Origin of the sequence: Thermus thermophilus (genome assembly GCF_019974155.1) — a bacterium.
Lineage (GTDB): Bacteria > Deinococcota > Deinococci > Deinococcales > Thermaceae > Thermus > Thermus thermophilus_C.
This window is the reverse complement of record NZ_AP025158.1, coordinates 1,516,159-1,533,311: the sequence shown is the minus strand read 5'-3', so window position 1 is coordinate 1,533,311 and position 17,153 is coordinate 1,516,159. Positions and strand designations below refer to the sequence as shown.

Sequence of the window (17,153 nt, the reverse complement as noted above, 5' to 3'; positions counted from 1 at the left end):
CATGACCGCACGGTATGTGCTCACCAGCGCCTGTATCCAGACCGGTACCATGGCCTTGACCGCATCCCTCCGCCAGCGCCTCCTCGGGCGGGAGCAGGTCCGCTTCGTGGACGAGGACGGGGAGGCCTACACGGTGGAGGTGGACTGGAAGGCCGGGGTCCTCAGGGGCCTCGGCCCCTACTACCAGAAGCGCCGCCTCTCGGCCAACGAGACCGTCCTCCTCCTCTTCCGGGGGGAGGAGGTGGAGCTTAAAGCGGCCCCCAGGCCGGGCCAAAGGCCCCCGGCCCGGGAGCGGGAGGCCAGGCCGGAGGAGGCCTCCCTTCCTCCTGAGCCCCAGAAACGCCGGGTCCGGGTTACCCCCTACCCCAAGGAGGTGCTCTTTCCCCACCAGCCCTTGGAGCCCCCGGGGGCCACGGAGGACCTCCGGCGGCTCGGCTTCCAGCTGGAGGAGGGGCCGCCTTGGGTCTACCGGGCCTTTTCCGGGAGGCGCCGGCTCACCCTCGTCCTCCTCCGCCTGGGCGAGGGGGAGGTGGAGCGCTTGAAGCCCTACCGCCTCCAGGGGGCCTACACCGCCCTCCTCGCCCCGGAGTCCCAGCGGGACCGGGTCCCGGAGGGCGTGGGCTTCGTCTCCCCCGAGGCCCTGACCCGCCTCGCCCGCCTCAAGGGGCGGTTCCCCCTTACCCCCTGGGACCTGGAGGACCTCCTCAAGGAGGGGCGGGTGGACCTCGAGGCGGTGGAGGCCCTCGAGGACCGGCTGGCGGCGGAGCTTTCCGAGCGTGGGGCCTTCGCCGCCCTCCTCCTCCTCCTCGCCCGCAAGCCCCTCGGGGAGGTCTTCCTCCTCGCGGACCTCGAGGCGGAGGCCCTGGAGGAGGGCCTCGTCCCCGAGGTGGTCCGCCAGGGGGTGGAGGTCCTCGCCCAGCCCCCCTTCCTCCTCCTCAAGCGCCTCTCCCCCGGGGAGTTCTTGCTCCGCCAAAGCGTGGAGGAGGCCCTGGAGGACCTCAGGGCCTTCGCCGAGGGGCTTGCGGGCCGCCTCAGCCGCGCCCGGAGCCTTTGATGGGGACGCCCTCCCCCAAGGCCAGGTCAAAGCTCTGCCGCGCCCGCTCCTTCAGCCGGGCCACCTTCTCCCAGTCGGGGAAGCGGCCGTAAAGGGCGGCCTTGTAGAGCTTGATGGGCTCCCCGGGGAGCTCCTGGTAGTAGGCCCCGGTCTCCTTGGCGAAGGCGGCCACCTTGGGGTCGTAGGAGAGGGCGGCGAAGGGGGTGCCCGCGGCCGCCGCCAGGATGAGGCCGTGGAGGCGCATGGAGATCACGTACCCCGCCTGGGCCGCGAGGTAGAGGACCCGGCGGGGGTCGGAGGTGCGCTCTATGCGGTGGAGGTAGAAGGTCTTGGCCACCTCGTCGTCGTAGCCGGGCTGGAGGAGGAGGACGAGGACCTGCTTGCCCTCGTGGACCAGGTGGTTGGCGGCCACGTAGAGGGTGGTGAGGGCCTCCTCCTGCACCCCCGCCCGGGGGATGACGAGGACGAGGTCCTCCTCCCGCGGCACGGGGGGCGGGGTGAGGAGGAGGGCGGGGTCGGCCCCGAGGGCGGCGGGGATCCCCAGGCGCCGCGCGTACTCCAGGGAGTCCTGGTCCCTGAGGATCACCGGCACGCCCTGGAGGGCCCTTTGCACCCGCCTCTCCCCCCAAGGGGAGAGGGGCCCCAAGGACTGGTTGAAGACCACGACCCGCTTGCGGAAGAGGCGGGCGAGGCGGAGCACGGAAAGGTAGTAGGTGAGGCTTAAGGCGCTGGTGGCGTCCTGCAGAAGCCCTCCTCCTCCAAGGAGCCAGAGGTCCGCCCGGAGGAGGGCCAGGGGGTTCAGGCGGTGGAAGGCCGCCACCCCGTGCTCCTCCCGGGTGCCCTTGGGGTCGCCGGAGAGGGCCACCACCTCATGGCCGCGGGCCTTGAGCTCCCGGGCGATGGCCTCGAGGATGGCCTCGTCCCCGGCGTTCCTGAACCCGTAGTACCCCGCTACGCCGACCACCATGCCCTAAGCCTCCTTACCAGGATAACCCCGAGAAGCCCAAGGGAAAGGCCGAGGAGGGCGCCGTTCAGCACCCGGAAAAAGGAGATGGGGAGGGGGGTGTGGTAGTGGCTGAAGGTGTTGAGGATGGAGGCGATGCCCAAGGAGGCGAGGAAGAGGAGGCCGTTTTGCACCCAGCGGGGCCAGGGGAGGAGGAGGGCCAGGGGGAAGAGGGCGTGGCCGAAGACCTCCTTGAACCGGGGGCGGACCATGACGTCCTGGAGGAGGGCCCTAAGCTTGAGCTCCAGCTCGGGGACGATGGGGGCGTCGTTGCCGCGGCGCAGGAGGGCGAGGAGGAGGAGCCCCAGGGCAACCCCCCCCAGGGCCACCTCTCCCAGGCGGACGGGGTGGAGGAAGAGGCGGGTGAGGGCCTCCTTAAAGTCTTTTTCCAGGAAGCTGTAGGCCACGAGGAGGGGCGGGACGAGGAGGGTGAGGGAGACCCCCTTGAAGGGGGTGAGGCCGGCGATGGCCTCCTCCGTGGAGCCCAGGGCGGAGAGGAAGGCCGCGCCCAAAAGGGCGTAGCCCAGGCTCCTCGCCCACATCCAAAGCCCGTTCCTCGGGCCCAGGAAGCCGAGGACGGGGAAGACCAGGGCGGCGAGCAAGGGCCCCGCCTGGCTTCCCGCGTAGCCCAGGGCCAGGAGGAGAAGGAGGAAGGCCACTAGGGGCCCGTACACGGGAAGCCCCAGGGCCAAAAGCCCAAGCCCCGCCAAGACCCCCGCCCAGGCGGCGTACCTCAGGGGGCTTGGGGCGAGCGCCCTTGGGCTCGGCGCCCCCAGGGGGAGGCCGCTCGCCTTGAGCTCTTCCTGGAGCCTCTTGAGGAGGCGGGCGGTGTCCTCGGGGTAGGGGTAGGGCCGGAGGTAGAGGATCTGGTGGCTCCGCTCCCGGGCGGCGAGGCCGTACTTCTCCGCCGCTTCCTCGGGCTTCAGGGTGAGGAGCCACTCGTAGCGGAGGCTGAAGAGCCGGAGGATCCCCTTGTCCCGGAAGGCCCCTATCCCCGCCTGGGGCGTGCCCTCAATGAGGGCCACGGGGACGGGGACAAGGGCCTTGGCCTCCTGGAGGCGGTAGGGGTAGCCCAGGGCCTCGAGGCCCTGGAAGACCACGGCGTCCGCCTCCTCCGGGACCAGGGGCAGGCCCGCCTCGAGGCGGCGAAGCCTGTGGTTCAGGGGCCGGACCATCACGTAGAGGCCCATGGCCTTGGCCTGGCGGAGTTCTTCCAGGTTGTAGAAGGCGGGGAGGGCCTGGATGTCCACGGGAAAGCCCAGCCACTCCCCAAGCCGCTCCGAGGGCAGATCGTAGGCCCGCTCTAGGAGGGCGAGAAGGGCCGGGTCCCCCTTCAGGTAGTGCCAGCCAGGCCTCGCGGAAAGCCCCATCTCCACGAGCTCCCGCCCTTGGCGGTAGAGGAGGGTCCCTTCCCCTACCCAGTCCCGCACCAGGCGCTCGGGGAAGGCGACGCCGTTCACCCCGAGGGCCTGGTAGCGGGCGAGGGCCGCCATGAGGTCCTCGCCCCGCGCCCGCGCCTCCTCCCGCACTGCCTCCGCGTCCAGGACCAGGGCCACGGGCCCCGGGGCCTGGGCGCGGAACCTCGGGGCGAGGGCGAGGAGGGAGGGGAGGAGGGCGAGGAAGAGGAGGAGGTGAAGGAGGGCCCTCACGCTGCCCCCATCCGGGCCAGGCGGGCGAGGGCCTTGGCCGCGAGCATCTCCAGGGCCACGGGGTTCTGGCCGCCCCTGGGCACGATCACGTCGGCGTACCGCTTGGTGGGCTCCACGAAGTGGAGGTGCATGGGCTTGACCTGCTCCAGGTACTGGGCCACCACCCCTTCCAGGCTTCGCCCCCGTTCCAGAACGTCCCGCTTGAGCCTGCGGATGAAGCGCTCGTCGGCGTCGGCGTCCACGAAGACCTTGAGGTCCATGAGGTCCCGGAGCTCCTTGGGGTAGAGGACCAGGATCCCTTCCAGGATCACCACGGGGGCGGGCCGGACCGGCGTTCTTCTGGAGCTTCGGGTGTAGGCCCGGAAATCGTAGACGGGCATCTCCACGGGAAGGCCCCGGAGGAGGGCCTGGGCGTGCTCCAGGTAGAGGGCGAGGTCAAAGGCGTCCGGGTGGTCGTAGTTTACCCGGAGGCGCTCCTCCAGGGGGAGGTGGCCCAGATCCTTGTAGTAGTGGTCCATGGGGAGGAGGGCGACCCGCTCCCCCAGGGTCCGGGCCAGGGCCTGGGCGAGGGTGGTCTTGCCGCTCGCCGTTCCCCCGGCGATCCCGATGACGAAGGGCTTGGGCGCGCTCACCCCTCCATGATAAAGGGGCGGGGGCCTCCCCCCCGCCCTCCCTCGGGCCCTAGCGGGCCACGGCCGCCCGCTCCTGGGCGTGGCCGATGGTCTTTTCGGTTTCCACGTCAAAGGCGTGGAGCCTTTGGGTGTCGGCGAGGAGCTCCACCTTGTCCCCGGGCCTCACGGGGGCGTGGCCGTCCACCTTGGCCACGAGGAGGGTGCCGTTCACCGCCACGTGGATCTCCGTCTCCGCCCCCAGGGGCTCCACCACCTCCACCTCCCCCCGGAGGACGTTCTCCTCCTCGGGGATTATGGTGTACCCCTTGAGGCCCAGGTGCTCGGGCCGGACGCCAAGCCACACCTCTTTTCCGGCGTAGGGCCTCAGGGCGCTTCCCAGCACGGCGTTCGCCCGGATGCGGAAGCCGGGGGCCACGAGGTAGACCTTCTCCCCTTGGACCTCTACCCCGGCGCGGACGAAGTTCATGGAGGGGCTGCCGATGAAGCCGGCCACGAAGCGGTTGGCGGGGAAGTCGTAGAGGTTTAAGGGCGTGTCCACCTGCTGGATCTCCCCGTCCTTCATGACCACGATGCGGTGCCCCAGGGTCATGGCCTCCACCTGGTCGTGGGTCACGTAGATGGTGGTGACCCCAAGGCGCCTTTGCAGCTTGGCGATCTCGGCCCGCATCTCCACCCGGAGCTTGGCGTCCAGGTTGGAGAGGGGCTCGTCCATGAGGAAGACCTTGGGCTCCCGCACGATGGCCCGCCCCATGGCCACCCGCTGGCGCTGCCCGCCCGAAAGCTCCCGGGGCTTGCGGTTGAGGAGGTGTTCAATCTTGAGGATGCGGGCGGCTTCCTTGACCCGCCGGTCAATCTCGTCCTTGGGGTAGCGCCGGAGGCGGAGCCCAAAGGCCATGTTCTCGTAGACGTTCATGTGGGGGTAGAGGGCGTAGTTCTGGAAGACCATGGCGATGTCCCGGTCCTTGGGGGGGACGTCGTTTACCAGGCGGTCGCCGATGAAGATCTTCCCCTCGGAGACCTCCTCCAGCCCGGCGATCATGCGCAAGGTGGTGGTCTTGCCGCAGCCACTGGGCCCCACGAAGACCACGAACTCGCCGTCTTCCGTCTCCAGGTTGAAGTCCTTGACGGCCACCACCTTGCCGAAGCGCTTCCACACGTGCTCCAGCCTGACCTTGGCCATGCGGTACCTCCACGCGAACCCCGCGCTTTGAGCGTCTTTGGCCCATCGGGGGTTCCCCGGCATTTTACCCGAGGTGGGGGCCTTCCCGCCACGGGGGGCGGGTCCGGTTCCAGAAGAGGAGGCCCAGGTAGGCGAGGCCAAGCTCGGGCCTGACCTCCGTGGTCACGGAGAGGGCGAAGGCGTGGAAGAGGAGGCTTTCCAGGGCGTGGCGGGGGCTTTGCCGGAGGAGGTCCTTGAGGGCAGGGCCCTGCCTCAGGGCGAGGAGGGCGAGGTAAGGGAGGTAGGGCCAGGGCCCGGTGGCCAGGCCCAGGGCGGAGGCCCCAAGGCTCAGGAAGGCCAGGGCTCGGGCCGGGGGTAGGGGGTCTAGGCCCAGGGGCTTGAGCTCGCCCCAGAGGGCTTCCTCTTCCCCGGGCCAGGGGGTTTTGAGGAGGAGGAGCCTTTTCCCCTCGTGCCCGCCCAGGTAGCCCCTGGGGTCCGGGGCCACCCCGAGGGGAAGGAGGAGGGCGGGGTTTTCCCTGAGGGCCTGGAAGAGGAGGGGGTCTAGGGGAAGGCCGTCCACCAGGTACCAGGCGTGGGGCCTTCCCGAGAGGAGAAAGCCTAGGGCGCGCTCCACCCGGTGGCCCCGGTGGGCCAGGATCCCGGGCCAGGCCTCGGGGGGCTCCCGGAGGAGGGCTTTCCCCCACGGGGGGTTGGCCCGAAAGGGGGTGGTGCGGAGGCGGAAGCGGGCCTCCAGGGCCTCGCCTTCCTCCAGGGCGAAGCGGGCGAGGAGGTTGCCTTGGGCCTCGTAGACCTCGAGGGGCTTGTGGGAAAGGGAGACCTCCTCCACCTCCTGCCCCGGGAGGGTGTGGGGCAGGGGGAGGAGGTACTCCCCGCCGGCGAGGGGGCGGAAGCGGAGGGCGTAGCGCACACGCCTAGGCTACCCCGTCCGGGCCCCCTTTCCGCTACACTGCTCCCATGGACTGGCTCCTCACCCCAGGACCCGTGCGCCTGCACCCCAAGGCCTTGGAGGCCCTGGCCCGGCCCCAGCTCCACCACCGCACCGAGGCCGCCCGGGAGGTGTTCCTGAAGGCGAGGGGGCTCCTAAGGGAGGCCTTCCGCACCGAGGGGGAGGTCTTGATCCTCACGGGAAGCGGCACCCTGGCCATGGAGGCTTTGGTGAAGAACCTCTTCGCCCCCGGGGAGAGGGTCTTGGTGCCGGTCTACGGCAAGTTCTCCGAGCGCTTCTACGAGATCGCCCTGGAGGCGGGGCTTGTCGTGGAGCGCCTGGACTACCCTTACGGGGACATCCCCCGCCCCGAGGACGTGGCCAAAGAGGGGTACGCGGGGCTTCTTCTGGTCCACTCGGAGACCTCCACCGGGGCCCTCGCCGACCTTCCCGCCTTGGCCCGGGCCTTCAAGGAGAAGAACCCCGAGGGGCTCGTGGGGGCGGACATGGTGACAAGCCTCCTCGTGGGGGAGGTGGCCCTCGAGGCCATGGGCGTGGACGCCGCCGCCTCGGGGAGCCAGAAGGGCCTCATGTGCCCCCCAGGCCTCGGCTTCGTGGCCCTCTCCCCCAGGGCCCTGGAGCGCCTAAGGCCCAGGGGCTACTACCTGGACCTCGCCCGGGAGCTCAAGGCCCAGAGGGAGGGGGAGAGCGCCTGGACCCCGGCCATCAACCTGGTCCTCGCGGTGGCCGCCGTCTTGGAAGAGGTCCTTCCCCGCCTTGCCCACCACCTCGCCCTCAAGGCCTGGCAGAACGCCCTCCTCTACGGGGTGGGGGAGGAGGGGGGCCTTAGGCCCGTCCCCAAGCGGCGAAGCCCCGCCGTGGCCGCCTTCTACCTGCCGGAAGGGGTGCCCTACGCCCGGGTGAAGGAGGCCTTCGCCCGAAGGGGGGCCGTCATCGCCGGGGGGCAGGGGCCCTTGAAGGGCAAGGTCTTCCGCCTCTCCCTCATGGGGGCCTACGACCGCTACGAGGCCCTGGGGGTGGCCGCCATGTTCAGGGAGGTTTTGGAAGAAATTCTTCCAGCTTCTTGAGCATCTCCTCCCGCGTGTAGACCGCGCGGGCCCCGCCCACGAGCTTGGGCCTCGTCTTGGCGGCGAGAAGGACCGCCTCGCCGATCTTCCGCACGGAAAGCCTCAGGGGCACGGCCACGGGGCGAAGGTGCATGCCGATGAGGACGCCCCCGATGTCCATCCCCCCGTGGGCTTGGGCCTTTAGGGACTCCACCACCACCGGCTCTTTAAAGCGGAGGAAGGCCGCCGTGGCCAAGGCCCCCCCCGCTTTGGGGTGGGGGAAGACGGTGACCTCCTCCAGGCCAAAGGCCCGGGCGGTCTCCCGCTCCACCACCAGAGCCCGGTTCAGGTGCTCGCAGGCCTGGACGGCCACGTGGACCCCCCTTTCCAGGAGGGGCGGGAGGAGGCCTTCCAGGAGGGCGTGGGCGGCCTCGAGGCTCGGCCTCGTCCCCACCCTCTCCCCCAGGACCTCGCTGGTGGAGCCCCCGAGGACGAAGAGGCTCCCGGGCGCCATGGGGAAGGCCTGGAGGAACTCTTCCACAGCCCGCTGCGCCGTGCGCCGAATGCCCTCCATGCCTCCATGGTAGCCCGAAAGGCGCCCTGGCCCCCTTTCCAAAGAGACGGTGGGCTCCGTCTACGCTGGAGTACCTCTGCAGGTGGCTCCTGGAGCCTGCGGGCCTCTCCTGGGTGGACCGCACGCCGGGCCCCAGGGGGAGGCCCTGGCCTACGACTTCGTCCACGAGGAGGTGGCCGGGCAAAGCTTCGCCCCGTCCCCGGACGCCTGCGGGGGGCACCTGGGGCTCCGCCTCTCGGCCTTGGAGCTGGCCCAGCTTCCGGCCTACCCCCTGCGCACCGAGGTCCTCCTCCCCAAGGGGATGCGGGAGGAGAGGCTCCTGCGGCTTTGGGGCTGGTACCCGGCGGGGCAGGGGGGGCCTTACCCAGGGGACGAGGCCACGGCCCGGGTGTGGCACCCCGGGGACCTCTACGCCTCGGCAGGCCCCGAGGAGCACACCTGTGTCCTCCGCTACCCCAGGCAGGTGGAGGTGCAAACAGTTGAAAAATAACGCACCCTACTTCACCCTGACGCTCAAACGCTCCCGCTTTGCGGCACCTCACCCTAGCGAACTCCCCCAATGTAAAGCCCACAGACGGGTATACTCCCTCCCAGGAGGCCCCAGGTGAAGGCCAAGCCCAAAGCCACGCGGGAGCGTACCTCAAAGGAGAAGGCGAAGGCCTTCACCGGAGTCCATGCTCTTCTCGTCTTCCCCTCTGAAGAAGACCGCAAGGCCACCCTGGACCTCATGCGCCGCTTCTCCGCTGGGGTGCGCTACGCCTACAACCGCCTCCTGGAAGGTCAGACCAGGGAGGAGCTCAAACGGGCAGACGGTTTCCTCTGCACCTCCTTCCGCCTCAACACCCGCTACGCCGACGACGCGATCCTGAAGGCCCAGGCCGTCCTGGACTCCGCCAGGGAGAGAGGAGAAGACCCCCGGAAGGTGGTCTTCGGGGGGAGAAAGCTCTTCCAACAGCTCAAGCGCAGACACCTCTCGGGTAAACCCCTGAAGAGGCTCAAGCGGGACTGGAGGGAAAGGAGGCAAGGCCTCCTCTACTCCCGAGGGGACAGGACCAAGGGGGGCAACCTCAACCTGAGGCTCTTCGTCAAGGACGGAGTTCTGCTACTCCGGATCAACCTTGGAGACGGGAACTACGCTCAGGCCTTGGTGAGGACTAAGCACCCCAACCTGAGCGCCCTGGTGGGGAGGGTCTACGCCTCCCTCCCCTACAACGTGGCCCTCTCCTTGCGGGAGGGGAAGGTCTACGCCCACTTCACCTGGGAGGAGGAGCCCGTTCCTCTCGCGGCCACGAAGGAAAACGGCGTCCTCGCCCTGGACGTGAACTCGGACCCCTACCACCTGGCCCTGGCGGTGGTGAGCCCTGATGGAAACCTCAGGAGGCACCTCACCCTCTCCCTGGAGGAGGTGGACCGCGCTCCGAACAGGGGGGCGAGGGAACTCCTCCTCTGGAAGATCGCCCACCAGGTCGTCTCCCTGGCGGAGCAGTATGGGACCGCCATCGCCACCGAGAGGCTCAAATACCTCCCCAAGGGGAGGAGAGGAGACGGTTCGGGGAGGGTCTTCAGGAGGAAGGCCCACCGCTTCGCCTACGCTTCCCTTCTCCGGAAGGTCCACTCCTTGGCCCGGAAGAGAGGGGTCCAGGTGGTGGAGGTGAACCCGCGGGACACCTCCACCATCGGGATGCTGAAGTACGCCCCCCAGCTCTCCCTCTCCAAGGACGTGGCCGCCGCTTACGTCATCGGGAGGAGGGCCTTGGGGTTCAGGGAGAAGCTTCCCAGGGGGTACGAGAGGCTTCTCCGGGACGAAAGCTTCAGGGGCCACGTCCAGGGCTTCTACGCCTCCAGGGTGCAGGAACTCCGGGCCAAAAGAGCGCAGGAGCGCAACCCCTACCTGAGGCGCAGGCTTTCCCGGGAGATCGGGAGGGCGAAGCGCCACCTCTCCTTGCTTTCAAGCCTTCAGGGCTCACCGGGGAGCCAAGAGGGGTCAACCGAGGGAAGGAACTCCTTTGGCGCCAATCCCTGGAGGGTCTTGAGGGCAGGCCTCTTCCTTCCCCTCCTTGGGCGCGAGGTGCCGAGGGACCTTTCTCGCCTCAAGCCCATCCTCTTCGGGGGATCGTGGGAGGGGTGGAGGGGAAGCTTAGGTCCTCCTCCTGGTGGAGGGCCGGAGTGCGCTAATGTGCGCTATACTTGACCAGGCGGTCCTCCTCATCCACCCACACGGCCTGGGCGGACGTGAAGAGGCCCTGCAAGCTCCTCCAGAAGGCCTACGCCAAGGCCCTGGTCGCCCCCTAGTAGGGCAGGGGCCAGGTGCGGAAGTAGTCCCGCACCCGCCCCCAAAGCCCCACCAGGCCCAGGGGCTCGAGGACCAGGAAGAGGAGGATGAGGCCCCCGAAGACCACGTTGCGCCAGGCGGCGAGCTGGGCGGCGTACTCCGGGCCCAGGGCCCCCACGAAGCTATTGAGCACCTCGGGGATGAGGAGGACGAAGAAGGCCCCCAAGACCGCTCCCAAAACCGTCCCCGCCCCGCCCACGATGACCATGGCCAGGTACTGGATGCTCACGGAGAGGGGGAAGTACTCCGGGGTCACCGCCTTGTAGAGCTGGGCCAGAAGCCCCCCGGCCACCCCGGCGTAGAAGGCGGAGAGGGCGAAGGCCAGGAGCTTGGTCCGGGTGAGGTCCACCCCGGCCACCCGGGCGGAGAGGTCGTTGTCCCGCACCGCCCGGAAGGCCCGCCCGGCGCGGGTCATGAGGAGGCGCTTGCCGTAGAAGAAGAGGGGGAGGGCGAAGAGGAGGACCAGGTACCAGAGCCTCTCCGGGGTGTCCAGGACGAGGCCCAGGACCTCAGGGGGAGGGAGGGTCCGGCCCCGGATCCCCCCCGTGACCGCCTCCCAGGTCTTGAAGGCGTAGTCCGCCAGGAACTGGAAGGCCAGGGTGGCGATGGCCAGGTAGACCCCCTTGATGCGGAGGGAGGGGAGGCCCAAAAGAAGCCCCAAGGAGGCGGCGATCCCGCCCCCGAGGAGGATCCCTAAGGGGGCGAGGGGGCCCGTGAGGTGGCTTGCCGCGTAGGCCCCCACCCCCATGAAGGCGGCGTGGCCCAAGGAGATCTGCCCCGCGCCCCCCACCAGGAGGTGGAGGCCCAGGGCGGAGAGGGCCCCGATGGCCACCAGGGTGGCCACGTACATGGGGTAGGGGCCGAGGAGGAGGGGAAGGAGGAGGAGCAGGAGGAGGAAGGCGTAGAGGGCGAGGCGGCCCAAGGGGGTGCTGGCGTAGGCCTCGTCCTCCCGGTAGGTCTCCCGCACCGCCCGGGCAAACCGGCGGCTGAAGGCGTCGGTGAGGCGCTTGGAGAGGGCGTACACCTCAGACCTCCTGGACCTCGAGGGTGGCCTCCAGCCTCCCTTCCCCCTCGAGGTAGCGGATGGGCAGGGAGAGGCTCACGCGGCCGCCCTCGCCGTAGAGGGCCTGGATCACGGGGCCGTAGCGGGCCTCCACGATCTGGCGGCGCACCTTCCGGGTGCGGGTGATCTCCTCGTCGTCGGGGTGGAGCTCCTTGGGCAAAAGGGCGAAGCGCCGGATCCTGAGCTTCTCGGGAAGGGTCTGGTTCACCATGCGGATCTCCTCGGCGATCAGGGCCTGGACCTCGGGGCGCTCCGTGAGGGAGAGGTAGGTGGTGAAGGGGATGCCCCGCCTCCTCGCCCAGTTCTGGACGTTTTCCGGGTCAAGCTCTATGAGGGCGGTGACGAAGGGCCTCCCGTGGCCGAGCACCACGGCCTCCCGGATGTAGGGGGAGTACTTGAGGCGGTTTTCCAGGAACTGGGGGGCGAAGCGGGTGCCGTCCGCCAAAGCCCCCACCTCCTTCACCCGCCCGAGGATCACCAGGTGCCCCCGCTCGTCAAAGAAGCCCGCGTCCCCCGTGCGGAAGAAGCCGTCCTCGGTGAAGCTCTCCCGGGTGGCCTTTTCCCCCTTGAAGTAGCCCTGGAAGACCTGGGGGCCCCGCACCTGGATCTCCCCTTCCTCGCCGATGCGCACCTCCGTGCCCGGAAGCGGGGGGCCCACGGTCTCCGGGGGGGCGTCCCCGGTGGCGTGGGCGGTGGTGGCGGCGGCGGTCTCGGATTGGCCGTAGACCTGGCGGATGTCCAGGCCCAGGGCGCGGAAGAAGGTGAAGACCTCAGGCCCCAAGGGCGCCCCGCCGGTGACGGCGATGCGGCAGGCGGCAAGCCCGAGCCTCGCCCTAAGGGGCCTGGCGATGAGGGGGTAGAAGAGGGCCCGCTTGAGGTTGAGCCAGACCCCCACCCTTTCCCCCCGGAACTCCCGGTTCGCCCCCTCCAAAAGGGCCCCCATCCCGGCCCGGTAGAAGAAGGCCTTGATGGGGTCGGCGTCCGCCATGCGGCTTTGGATGAGGCTCGCCATCTCCTCCCAAAGCCTGGGCGGGGCCAGGAAGAAGTCGGGCTGGACCTCCTTGAGGTCCTCCCTGAGGGTGGTGGGGTCCTCGGGGAAGTGGACGGTGGAGCCCTCCACCAGGCTCTGCACCACGGTGAGCATCTGCTCCCCGATCCAGGGAAGGGGGAGGTAGCTGAAGACCCAGGCTCCCCTTTGGAAGCCCAGGGCCTTGCCCAACGCCTCGTGCCCGGCGAGGAGGTTTTGGTGGGAGAGCATGGCGAGCTTGCTCCGCCCCGTGGTGCCGGAGGTGGGGGCGAGGAGGGCGGTCTCCTCGGGGCGCCGCCTCCTTAGGGCCTCCTCCCCCACCCTGGGGTCGCCCAAGGCCTGGCTAAAGCGCCTGACCTTCCCCCGGAAGTGCCGGCTCATCCCCGCCTCCTCCCACACCAGGACGAAGTCCACCAGGTGGAGGTGGGGGTAGACCTTGTCCAGCTGCTCCTCGTCGGAGACCACGATGCCCCTCGCCCCGGTGAACTCCAGGAAGTAGCCCACCTCCTCGGGCATGGCGTCGGCGTAGATGCCCATGGGGAGGGCCCCCAGGACCTGGGCGGCGAGCTCCGCCTCCACCCACTCGGGGGCGTTGTGGCCGAGGATGGCGAGGACCTCGCCCTCCTTAAGGCCCAGGGCGGAAAGCCCCCCGGCGAGGCTTAGGACCCGGTCCAGAAGCCCCCGCCAGGAGGTCTTCTGCCAGACGCCAAGCCGCTTCACCCTTAGGGCCGGGGCCTCGGGGCGCTCCTTGGCGTGCCTCACGAGGTGTTCCAAGAGGGTCCCCTGCATACGCCTTCACCCCTGGCCCAGGTAGGCCTCCACCACCTTGGGGTCCTTCTTCACCCCTTCGGGGGGGCCGTAGTAGAGGACCTCCCCGTAGGAGAGGACCAAGACCCGGTCGGAAAGCTCCAGGACGGCCCTAAGGTCGTGCTCCACCCAAAGGAGGGTCACCCCCCACTCCTCCCGGGCGTCCAGGAGGAAGCGGGCCAGGTCCTGCTTCTCCTCCAGGGCAAGCCCCGCCATGGGCTCGTCCAGGAGGAGGAGCTTAGGCCGGCCCGCGAGGGCCCTTGCCACCTCCACCCGCTTCTGGAGGCCATAGGGGAGCATCCCCGCCGGGGCGTGGCGGAAGGGGGAGAGGTGGAGGTAGTCCAGGACCTCCTCCGCCCAGGCCCTTAGGCGCCACTCCCTTTCCGCCCGGGGTAGGGCCATGGGGTAGCCGGGGAAGGCGAGCTCCGCCCCCAGCTTGACGTTTTCCAGGACGCTCATCCCCCGGAAGATCTCCAGGCCCTGGAAGGTGCGCCCGAGGCCCATGCGGGCCCGCGCTTGCGGGCTTTTCCCCCTAAGGCTTTCCCCCAGGAAGACCACCTCGCCCTTCTCGGGCTCGTACACCCCGGAGAGGACGTTTAAGAGCGTGGTCTTCCCGGCGCCGTTTGGGCCGATGACGGCGAAGAACTCCCCCTCCGCCACGGAGAACTCCACCCCCGCGAGGGCCTTCACCCCTTTAAAGGAGAGGTGGAGGTCCTGCACCTCTAGGATCACACCCACCGCTTCCTCCTCCGGTACCGCCTCGCCTGGCGGAAGCCCACCTCCTCCTTGCCCAGGTAGAACTCCATCACGTCCTGGTCCTCCATGGCCTCCTTGGCGCTCCCCTCAAAGACCACCCGGCCCCTTTCCAGGACGTACACCCGGTCCACGATGCCGAGGGCGGCCCGGGCGTTCTGCTCCACGAGGAGGAGGGAGAGCCCCTTTTCCCGCCTTAGGGCGGCGAGGGTTTGCATCACCTCCTCCACCAGCTTGGGGGCGAGGCCCAAGGAGGGCTCGTCCACCACCAGAAGCCTCGGCCTCGTGAGGAGGGCCATGCCCAAAAGGAGCATCTGCTGCTCCCCCCCGGAGAGGTAGCCCGCCTGCTCGTGGCGGCGTTCATAAAGGCGGGGGAAGCGGGCGAAGACCTCCTCCATCCCCTCCTTGAGCGCCTTTGGGGGGAGGCGGTGGCCTGCGGCCATGAGGTTCTCCACCGGGGTCAGGTAGCGGAAGAGGGGGCGGCCCTCCAGGATGGCGGTGAGGCCGAGCCGGGAGATCCCCACCGGGTCCAGGTGGGTGGCCTCCTGGCCGAAGAGGCGCACCCTCCCGTCCAGGACCCGCCCCTCAAACTTGGGGAGAAGGCCGGCGATGGCCCGCACCAAGGAGCTTTTCCCGGCCCCATTGGGGCCCAGGAGGGCCACGGCCTCCCCCTCGCCCACCTCCAAGGAGACCCCGTCCAGGGCCAGGATCACCCCGCGGTAGACCACCTTGAGGTTCTCCACGGAAAGCATCACACCCTCTCAATCTGCCGCTCCCCGAAGAGGCCGTAGGGCCTTATGAGGAGGACGAGGAGGACCACCACGAAGGGCAGGGCCTCGGTGAAGCCGGGGAGGTAGGCCTCCAGGTAGCGCTGGGAGAGGGCCTCGAGGACCCCCAGCAAAAACCCCGCCGCCAAGGCCCCGCCCACGGCGTCAAGCCCCCCCAGGATGGCCACGGGGAAGACCTTGAGCCCGAAGAAGACGAGGTTGTACCCCACCCCGCTCGCCACGGCGAGGAGGGCCCCGGCCAGGGTGGCGAGGAGGGCGGAAAGCCCCCAGACCCCGGCCAGGATCCGGGCCGTGGGGATGCCCAGGGCCAAGGCCGCCACCTCCCGCTCGGAGATGGCCCGGACCAGGATCCCGTAGCGGCTTTTCCGGAGGAGCCAGAGGAGGCCGAGCCCCAAGGGCAGGGCCAGGAGGAGGTTCCAGACCGCCCGGGAGGAGACGTAAACCCCCCCCGCCTCAAAGCCCAGGTCGGGGAGGCTTCCCGGCAGGTACTTGAGGTCCGGGCCCCAGAGGAGCTGCACCCCCCCGTCCAGGGCGGCGGCGAGGCCGATGGTGGCCATGATCACCGCCACCACGTTCCGCCCCAGGAGGGGCCGCACGAAGCCCCGCTCCACCAGGACCCCGAAGAGAAAGGCGAGGGGCAGGGCGGCCAGGATGGCCAAGGGGAGGGGAAGGAGGAGGGCGAAGGTGTAGGTGAGGTAGGCCCCCACCAGCAGGAACTCCCCGATGGCGAAGTTCACCACGCTGGTGGCGCGGAAGACCAGCACGAACCCTAGGGCCAGGAGGCCGTAGAGGGCCCCGTTGGCCAGGCCGCCGATGAGGTAGGGAAGGAGGTCGGCCACGTTTCCTCCCGAGGGAAGGGGCCTGGCCTTAGGCCAGCTTCAGCCAGTCGGTGATGGCGTTGAAGCGCCCGTCCTTGACGCTCGCCCGGTAGAGCTTGGTGTAGGGGATGCGGTGGTTCACGAACTGGTAGCCCCGGGTGAGGCCCAAAGCGGTGTAGTCCCCGATCTTCTCCAGGTACTCCGCCACCCCGGCCCGGGTGAGCTTCCCCGCCTGGGCCGCCCGGCGCATGGCCTCGGCCACCCCCAGGGCCACGGCCAGGCTCCCCATGTAGTAGGTGGGGCGGTAGGAGGTGTCCCGGCCCTTCCGCTGGCGGAACTTCCGCATCTCGTCCACCGCGGGCACCAGGGTGTCGTACCAGTAGGGGTTGTGGTAGGTGACGGTGAAGCCCTCGGCCGCGGGGCCTGCCCGCTGGATGAGGACGAGCTCCGCCGAGTAGTAGGTGCCCATGAACTGGGCCCTTAGGCCCTGCTCCCGCGCCGCCCTTAGGATCAGGGGCTCCGCGGAGAGGGCGTAGCCCTGGAGGAGGACGAAGTCGGGGTTGGCCCGGCGGAGGTTCAGGACCACGGGGGTGGCGTCGGTGAAGGCGGGGGGCGTCACCTCCTCGTGGACCACCTCCATCCCCAAGGCCTTGGCCCGCTCCTTGACGTAGGGGATGGGGTCGCGGCCGAACTCGGTGTTGGAGTAGACGAGGGCGATGCGGGCCTTGCCCTTTTGCAGGCGGATCTGGCGGAGGAGGGCCTCCATCATGTCGTTGTAGGTGGGGCCGAAGACGAAGATGGTGGGGTACTTCTCGGGGTCGGCGAGCTCGCTGGCGAAGCTCGTGGCCGAGTAGGGGAGGCCGATCCTGGCGATCTCCGGGGCCAGGGCCTTGGAAAGCCCCGTGGAGTCGCCGTAGACGAAGAGGAGCTCCTCGGGCCGCTCCCGGGAGAGGACCCGGTTGAAGGCGGCCGTGCCCTTGGCCACGTCGTAGCCCGTGTCCTCCACGATGAGCTCCAGCTTCCGCCCGGCGATCCCCCCCAGGACCTCGTTCACGTAGTCCACCCCGTCCACGAACCCCTCCCGCCCGGCGTTGCCCGCGAAGGCGAAGGGCCCGGTGAGGGGGAGGAGGGCGGCGAGCTTCACGGGCCTCGCCTGGGCCAGGGCGAAGCGGGAGAAGCCCATGGCCGCCAGAGAACCCACGCCAAGCCTCCTCAGAAACTCCCTGCGCTTCATGTTCGCCTCCTTTCCGGCTGTACTTGGGTCAAAAAAGCATGCCCCCTTCCTTTTTGCAAGACCGGGGAGCCCCTTAAGCGCCCGCACCTTGGGCAGGTCCCCCACCGCGGCGAAAGCGGTGGGGGCCCCAAAAAACCTCTCCGCAGCCCCGGTTCGGGCCTCCCATGTTGCGAAACGGGTTAGCCGACCTGGGGTTGGCGTCGCCCCGCCGGGGCCAGCGCCTCAGGCCGGAGGAAGGCGAGGAAGG

16 protein-coding genes are annotated in these 17,153 nt (G+C 69.6%); 4 read left to right on the top strand and 12 right to left on the bottom strand.

The window, feature by feature from the left end:
- Position 1: 1 nt before the first annotated feature.
- Positions 2–1,054 carry a hypothetical protein gene (locus tag TthTMY_RS08220; RefSeq protein ID WP_223903173.1) on the top strand — a complete coding sequence of 351 codons (1,053 nt, stop codon included), beginning with the start codon at positions 2–4 and terminating at the stop codon, positions 1,052–1,054.
- Here the strand turns inward: TthTMY_RS08220 and csaB are convergent.
- The 5 genes from csaB to TthTMY_RS08195 form a co-directional block, all read right to left on the bottom strand.
- Positions 1,032–2,021, bottom strand: a complete 990-nt coding sequence (gene csaB / locus TthTMY_RS08215) for a polysaccharide pyruvyl transferase CsaB (RefSeq protein WP_223903172.1) — start codon at positions 2,019–2,021, stop codon at positions 1,032–1,034. The two genes, TthTMY_RS08220 and csaB, sit on opposite strands and share 23 nt — an antisense overlap.
- Positions 2,006–3,706 carry a DUF5693 family protein gene (locus tag TthTMY_RS08210; RefSeq protein ID WP_096410916.1) on the bottom strand — a complete coding sequence of 567 codons (1,701 nt, stop codon included), beginning with the start codon at positions 3,704–3,706 and terminating at the stop codon, positions 2,006–2,008. The genes csaB and TthTMY_RS08210 overlap by 16 nt, the downstream gene beginning before the upstream one ends.
- Complete coding sequence (gene udk / locus TthTMY_RS08205; protein WP_096410915.1) at positions 3,703–4,338, bottom strand: uridine kinase; 636 nt, start codon at positions 4,336–4,338, stop codon at positions 3,703–3,705. The genes TthTMY_RS08210 and udk overlap by 4 nt, the downstream gene beginning before the upstream one ends.
- Before the next feature lie 49 nt (positions 4,339–4,387).
- Complete coding sequence (locus TthTMY_RS08200) at positions 4,388–5,518, bottom strand: ABC transporter ATP-binding protein (RefSeq protein WP_223903171.1); 1,131 nt, start codon at positions 5,516–5,518, stop codon at positions 4,388–4,390.
- A gap of 64 nt (positions 5,519–5,582) precedes the next feature.
- On the bottom strand, positions 5,583–6,425 hold the full coding sequence (locus TthTMY_RS08195) for a hypothetical protein (RefSeq protein ID WP_096410914.1): 843 nt from the start codon (positions 6,423–6,425) through the stop codon (positions 5,583–5,585).
- Positions 6,426–6,472: 47 nt separating this feature from the next.
- Between TthTMY_RS08195 and TthTMY_RS08190 the strand changes: the two genes are divergently transcribed.
- Complete coding sequence (locus TthTMY_RS08190) at positions 6,473–7,531, top strand: pyridoxal-phosphate-dependent aminotransferase family protein (protein WP_096410913.1); 1,059 nt, start codon at positions 6,473–6,475, stop codon at positions 7,529–7,531.
- Here TthTMY_RS08190 and TthTMY_RS08185 read toward each other — a convergent pair.
- Complete coding sequence (locus TthTMY_RS08185; protein WP_096410912.1) at positions 7,494–8,084, bottom strand: TIGR01440 family protein; 591 nt, start codon at positions 8,082–8,084, stop codon at positions 7,494–7,496. The genes TthTMY_RS08190 and TthTMY_RS08185 overlap by 38 nt on opposite strands.
- 49 nt (positions 8,085–8,133) lie before the next feature.
- Between TthTMY_RS08185 and TthTMY_RS08180 the strand changes: the two genes are divergently transcribed.
- Both TthTMY_RS08180 and TthTMY_RS08175 read left to right on the top strand, forming a co-directional pair.
- Positions 8,134–8,574 carry a hypothetical protein gene (locus TthTMY_RS08180; RefSeq protein WP_223903170.1) on the top strand — a complete coding sequence of 147 codons (441 nt, stop codon included), beginning with the start codon at positions 8,134–8,136 and terminating at the stop codon, positions 8,572–8,574.
- 114 nt (positions 8,575–8,688) lie between these two features.
- Positions 8,689–10,275, top strand: a complete 1,587-nt coding sequence (locus TthTMY_RS08175) for an IS200/IS605 family accessory protein TnpB-related protein (protein WP_223903169.1) — start codon at positions 8,689–8,691, stop codon at positions 10,273–10,275.
- Positions 10,276–10,372: 97 nt separating this feature from the next.
- Here the strand turns inward: TthTMY_RS08175 and TthTMY_RS08170 are convergent, their stop codons facing one another.
- The 6 genes from TthTMY_RS08170 to TthTMY_RS08145 are packed head-to-tail and all read right to left on the bottom strand — an operon-like array spanning position 10,373 to position 16,906.
- A complete protein-coding gene (locus TthTMY_RS08170; protein WP_096410911.1) occupies positions 10,373–11,440 on the bottom strand; it encodes a branched-chain amino acid ABC transporter permease in 1,068 nt (355 codons plus the stop codon).
- Between the two features lies 1 nt (position 11,441).
- Complete coding sequence (locus tag TthTMY_RS08165; protein ID WP_223903168.1) at positions 11,442–13,295, bottom strand: AMP-binding protein; 1,854 nt, start codon at positions 13,293–13,295, stop codon at positions 11,442–11,444.
- A 6-nt stretch (positions 13,296–13,301) separates the two neighbouring features.
- Positions 13,302–14,051 carry an ABC transporter ATP-binding protein gene (locus TthTMY_RS08160; RefSeq protein WP_223903167.1) on the bottom strand — a complete coding sequence of 250 codons (750 nt, stop codon included), beginning with the start codon at positions 14,049–14,051 and terminating at the stop codon, positions 13,302–13,304.
- On the bottom strand, positions 14,042–14,818 hold the full coding sequence (locus tag TthTMY_RS08155; protein WP_096410910.1) for an ABC transporter ATP-binding protein: 777 nt from the start codon (positions 14,816–14,818) through the stop codon (positions 14,042–14,044). The genes TthTMY_RS08160 and TthTMY_RS08155 overlap by 10 nt, the downstream gene beginning before the upstream one ends.
- Positions 14,818–15,693 carry a branched-chain amino acid ABC transporter permease gene (locus tag TthTMY_RS08150; protein ID WP_096410909.1) on the bottom strand — a complete coding sequence of 292 codons (876 nt, stop codon included), beginning with the start codon at positions 15,691–15,693 and terminating at the stop codon, positions 14,818–14,820. Before TthTMY_RS08150 ends, TthTMY_RS08155 begins: the two co-directional genes overlap by 1 nt.
- Before the next feature lie 28 nt (positions 15,694–15,721).
- Positions 15,722–16,906 (bottom strand): ABC transporter substrate-binding protein, encoded by a 1,185-nt coding sequence (locus TthTMY_RS08145; RefSeq protein WP_096410908.1) that lies wholly within the window; start codon positions 16,904–16,906, stop codon positions 15,722–15,724.
- Positions 16,907–17,153: the final 247 nt, after the last annotated feature.

Bases quoted from the DNA above. Each gene is read 5' to 3' on its own strand.
- TthTMY_RS08185 (WP_096410912.1), bottom strand. From the start codon at position 8,084: ATGGAGGGCATTCGGCGCACGGCGCAGCGGGCTGTGGAAGAGTTCCTC.
- csaB (WP_223903172.1), bottom strand. From the start codon at position 2,021: ATGGTGGTCGGCGTAGCGGGGTACTACGGGTTCAGGAACGCCGGGGAC.
- TthTMY_RS08145 (WP_096410908.1), bottom strand. From the start codon at position 16,906: ATGAAGCGCAGGGAGTTTCTGAGGAGGCTTGGCGTGGGTTCTCTGGCG.
- TthTMY_RS08220 (WP_223903173.1), top strand. From the start codon at position 2: ATGACCGCACGGTATGTGCTCACCAGCGCCTGTATCCAGACCGGTACC.
- TthTMY_RS08190 (WP_096410913.1), top strand. From the start codon at position 6,473: ATGGACTGGCTCCTCACCCCAGGACCCGTGCGCCTGCACCCCAAGGCC.
- TthTMY_RS08155 (WP_096410910.1), bottom strand. From the start codon at position 14,818: ATGCTTTCCGTGGAGAACCTCAAGGTGGTCTACCGCGGGGTGATCCTG.
- TthTMY_RS08200 (WP_223903171.1), bottom strand. From the start codon at position 5,518: ATGGCCAAGGTCAGGCTGGAGCACGTGTGGAAGCGCTTCGGCAAGGTG.
- TthTMY_RS08165 (WP_223903168.1), bottom strand. From the start codon at position 13,295: ATGCAGGGGACCCTCTTGGAACACCTCGTGAGGCACGCCAAGGAGCGC.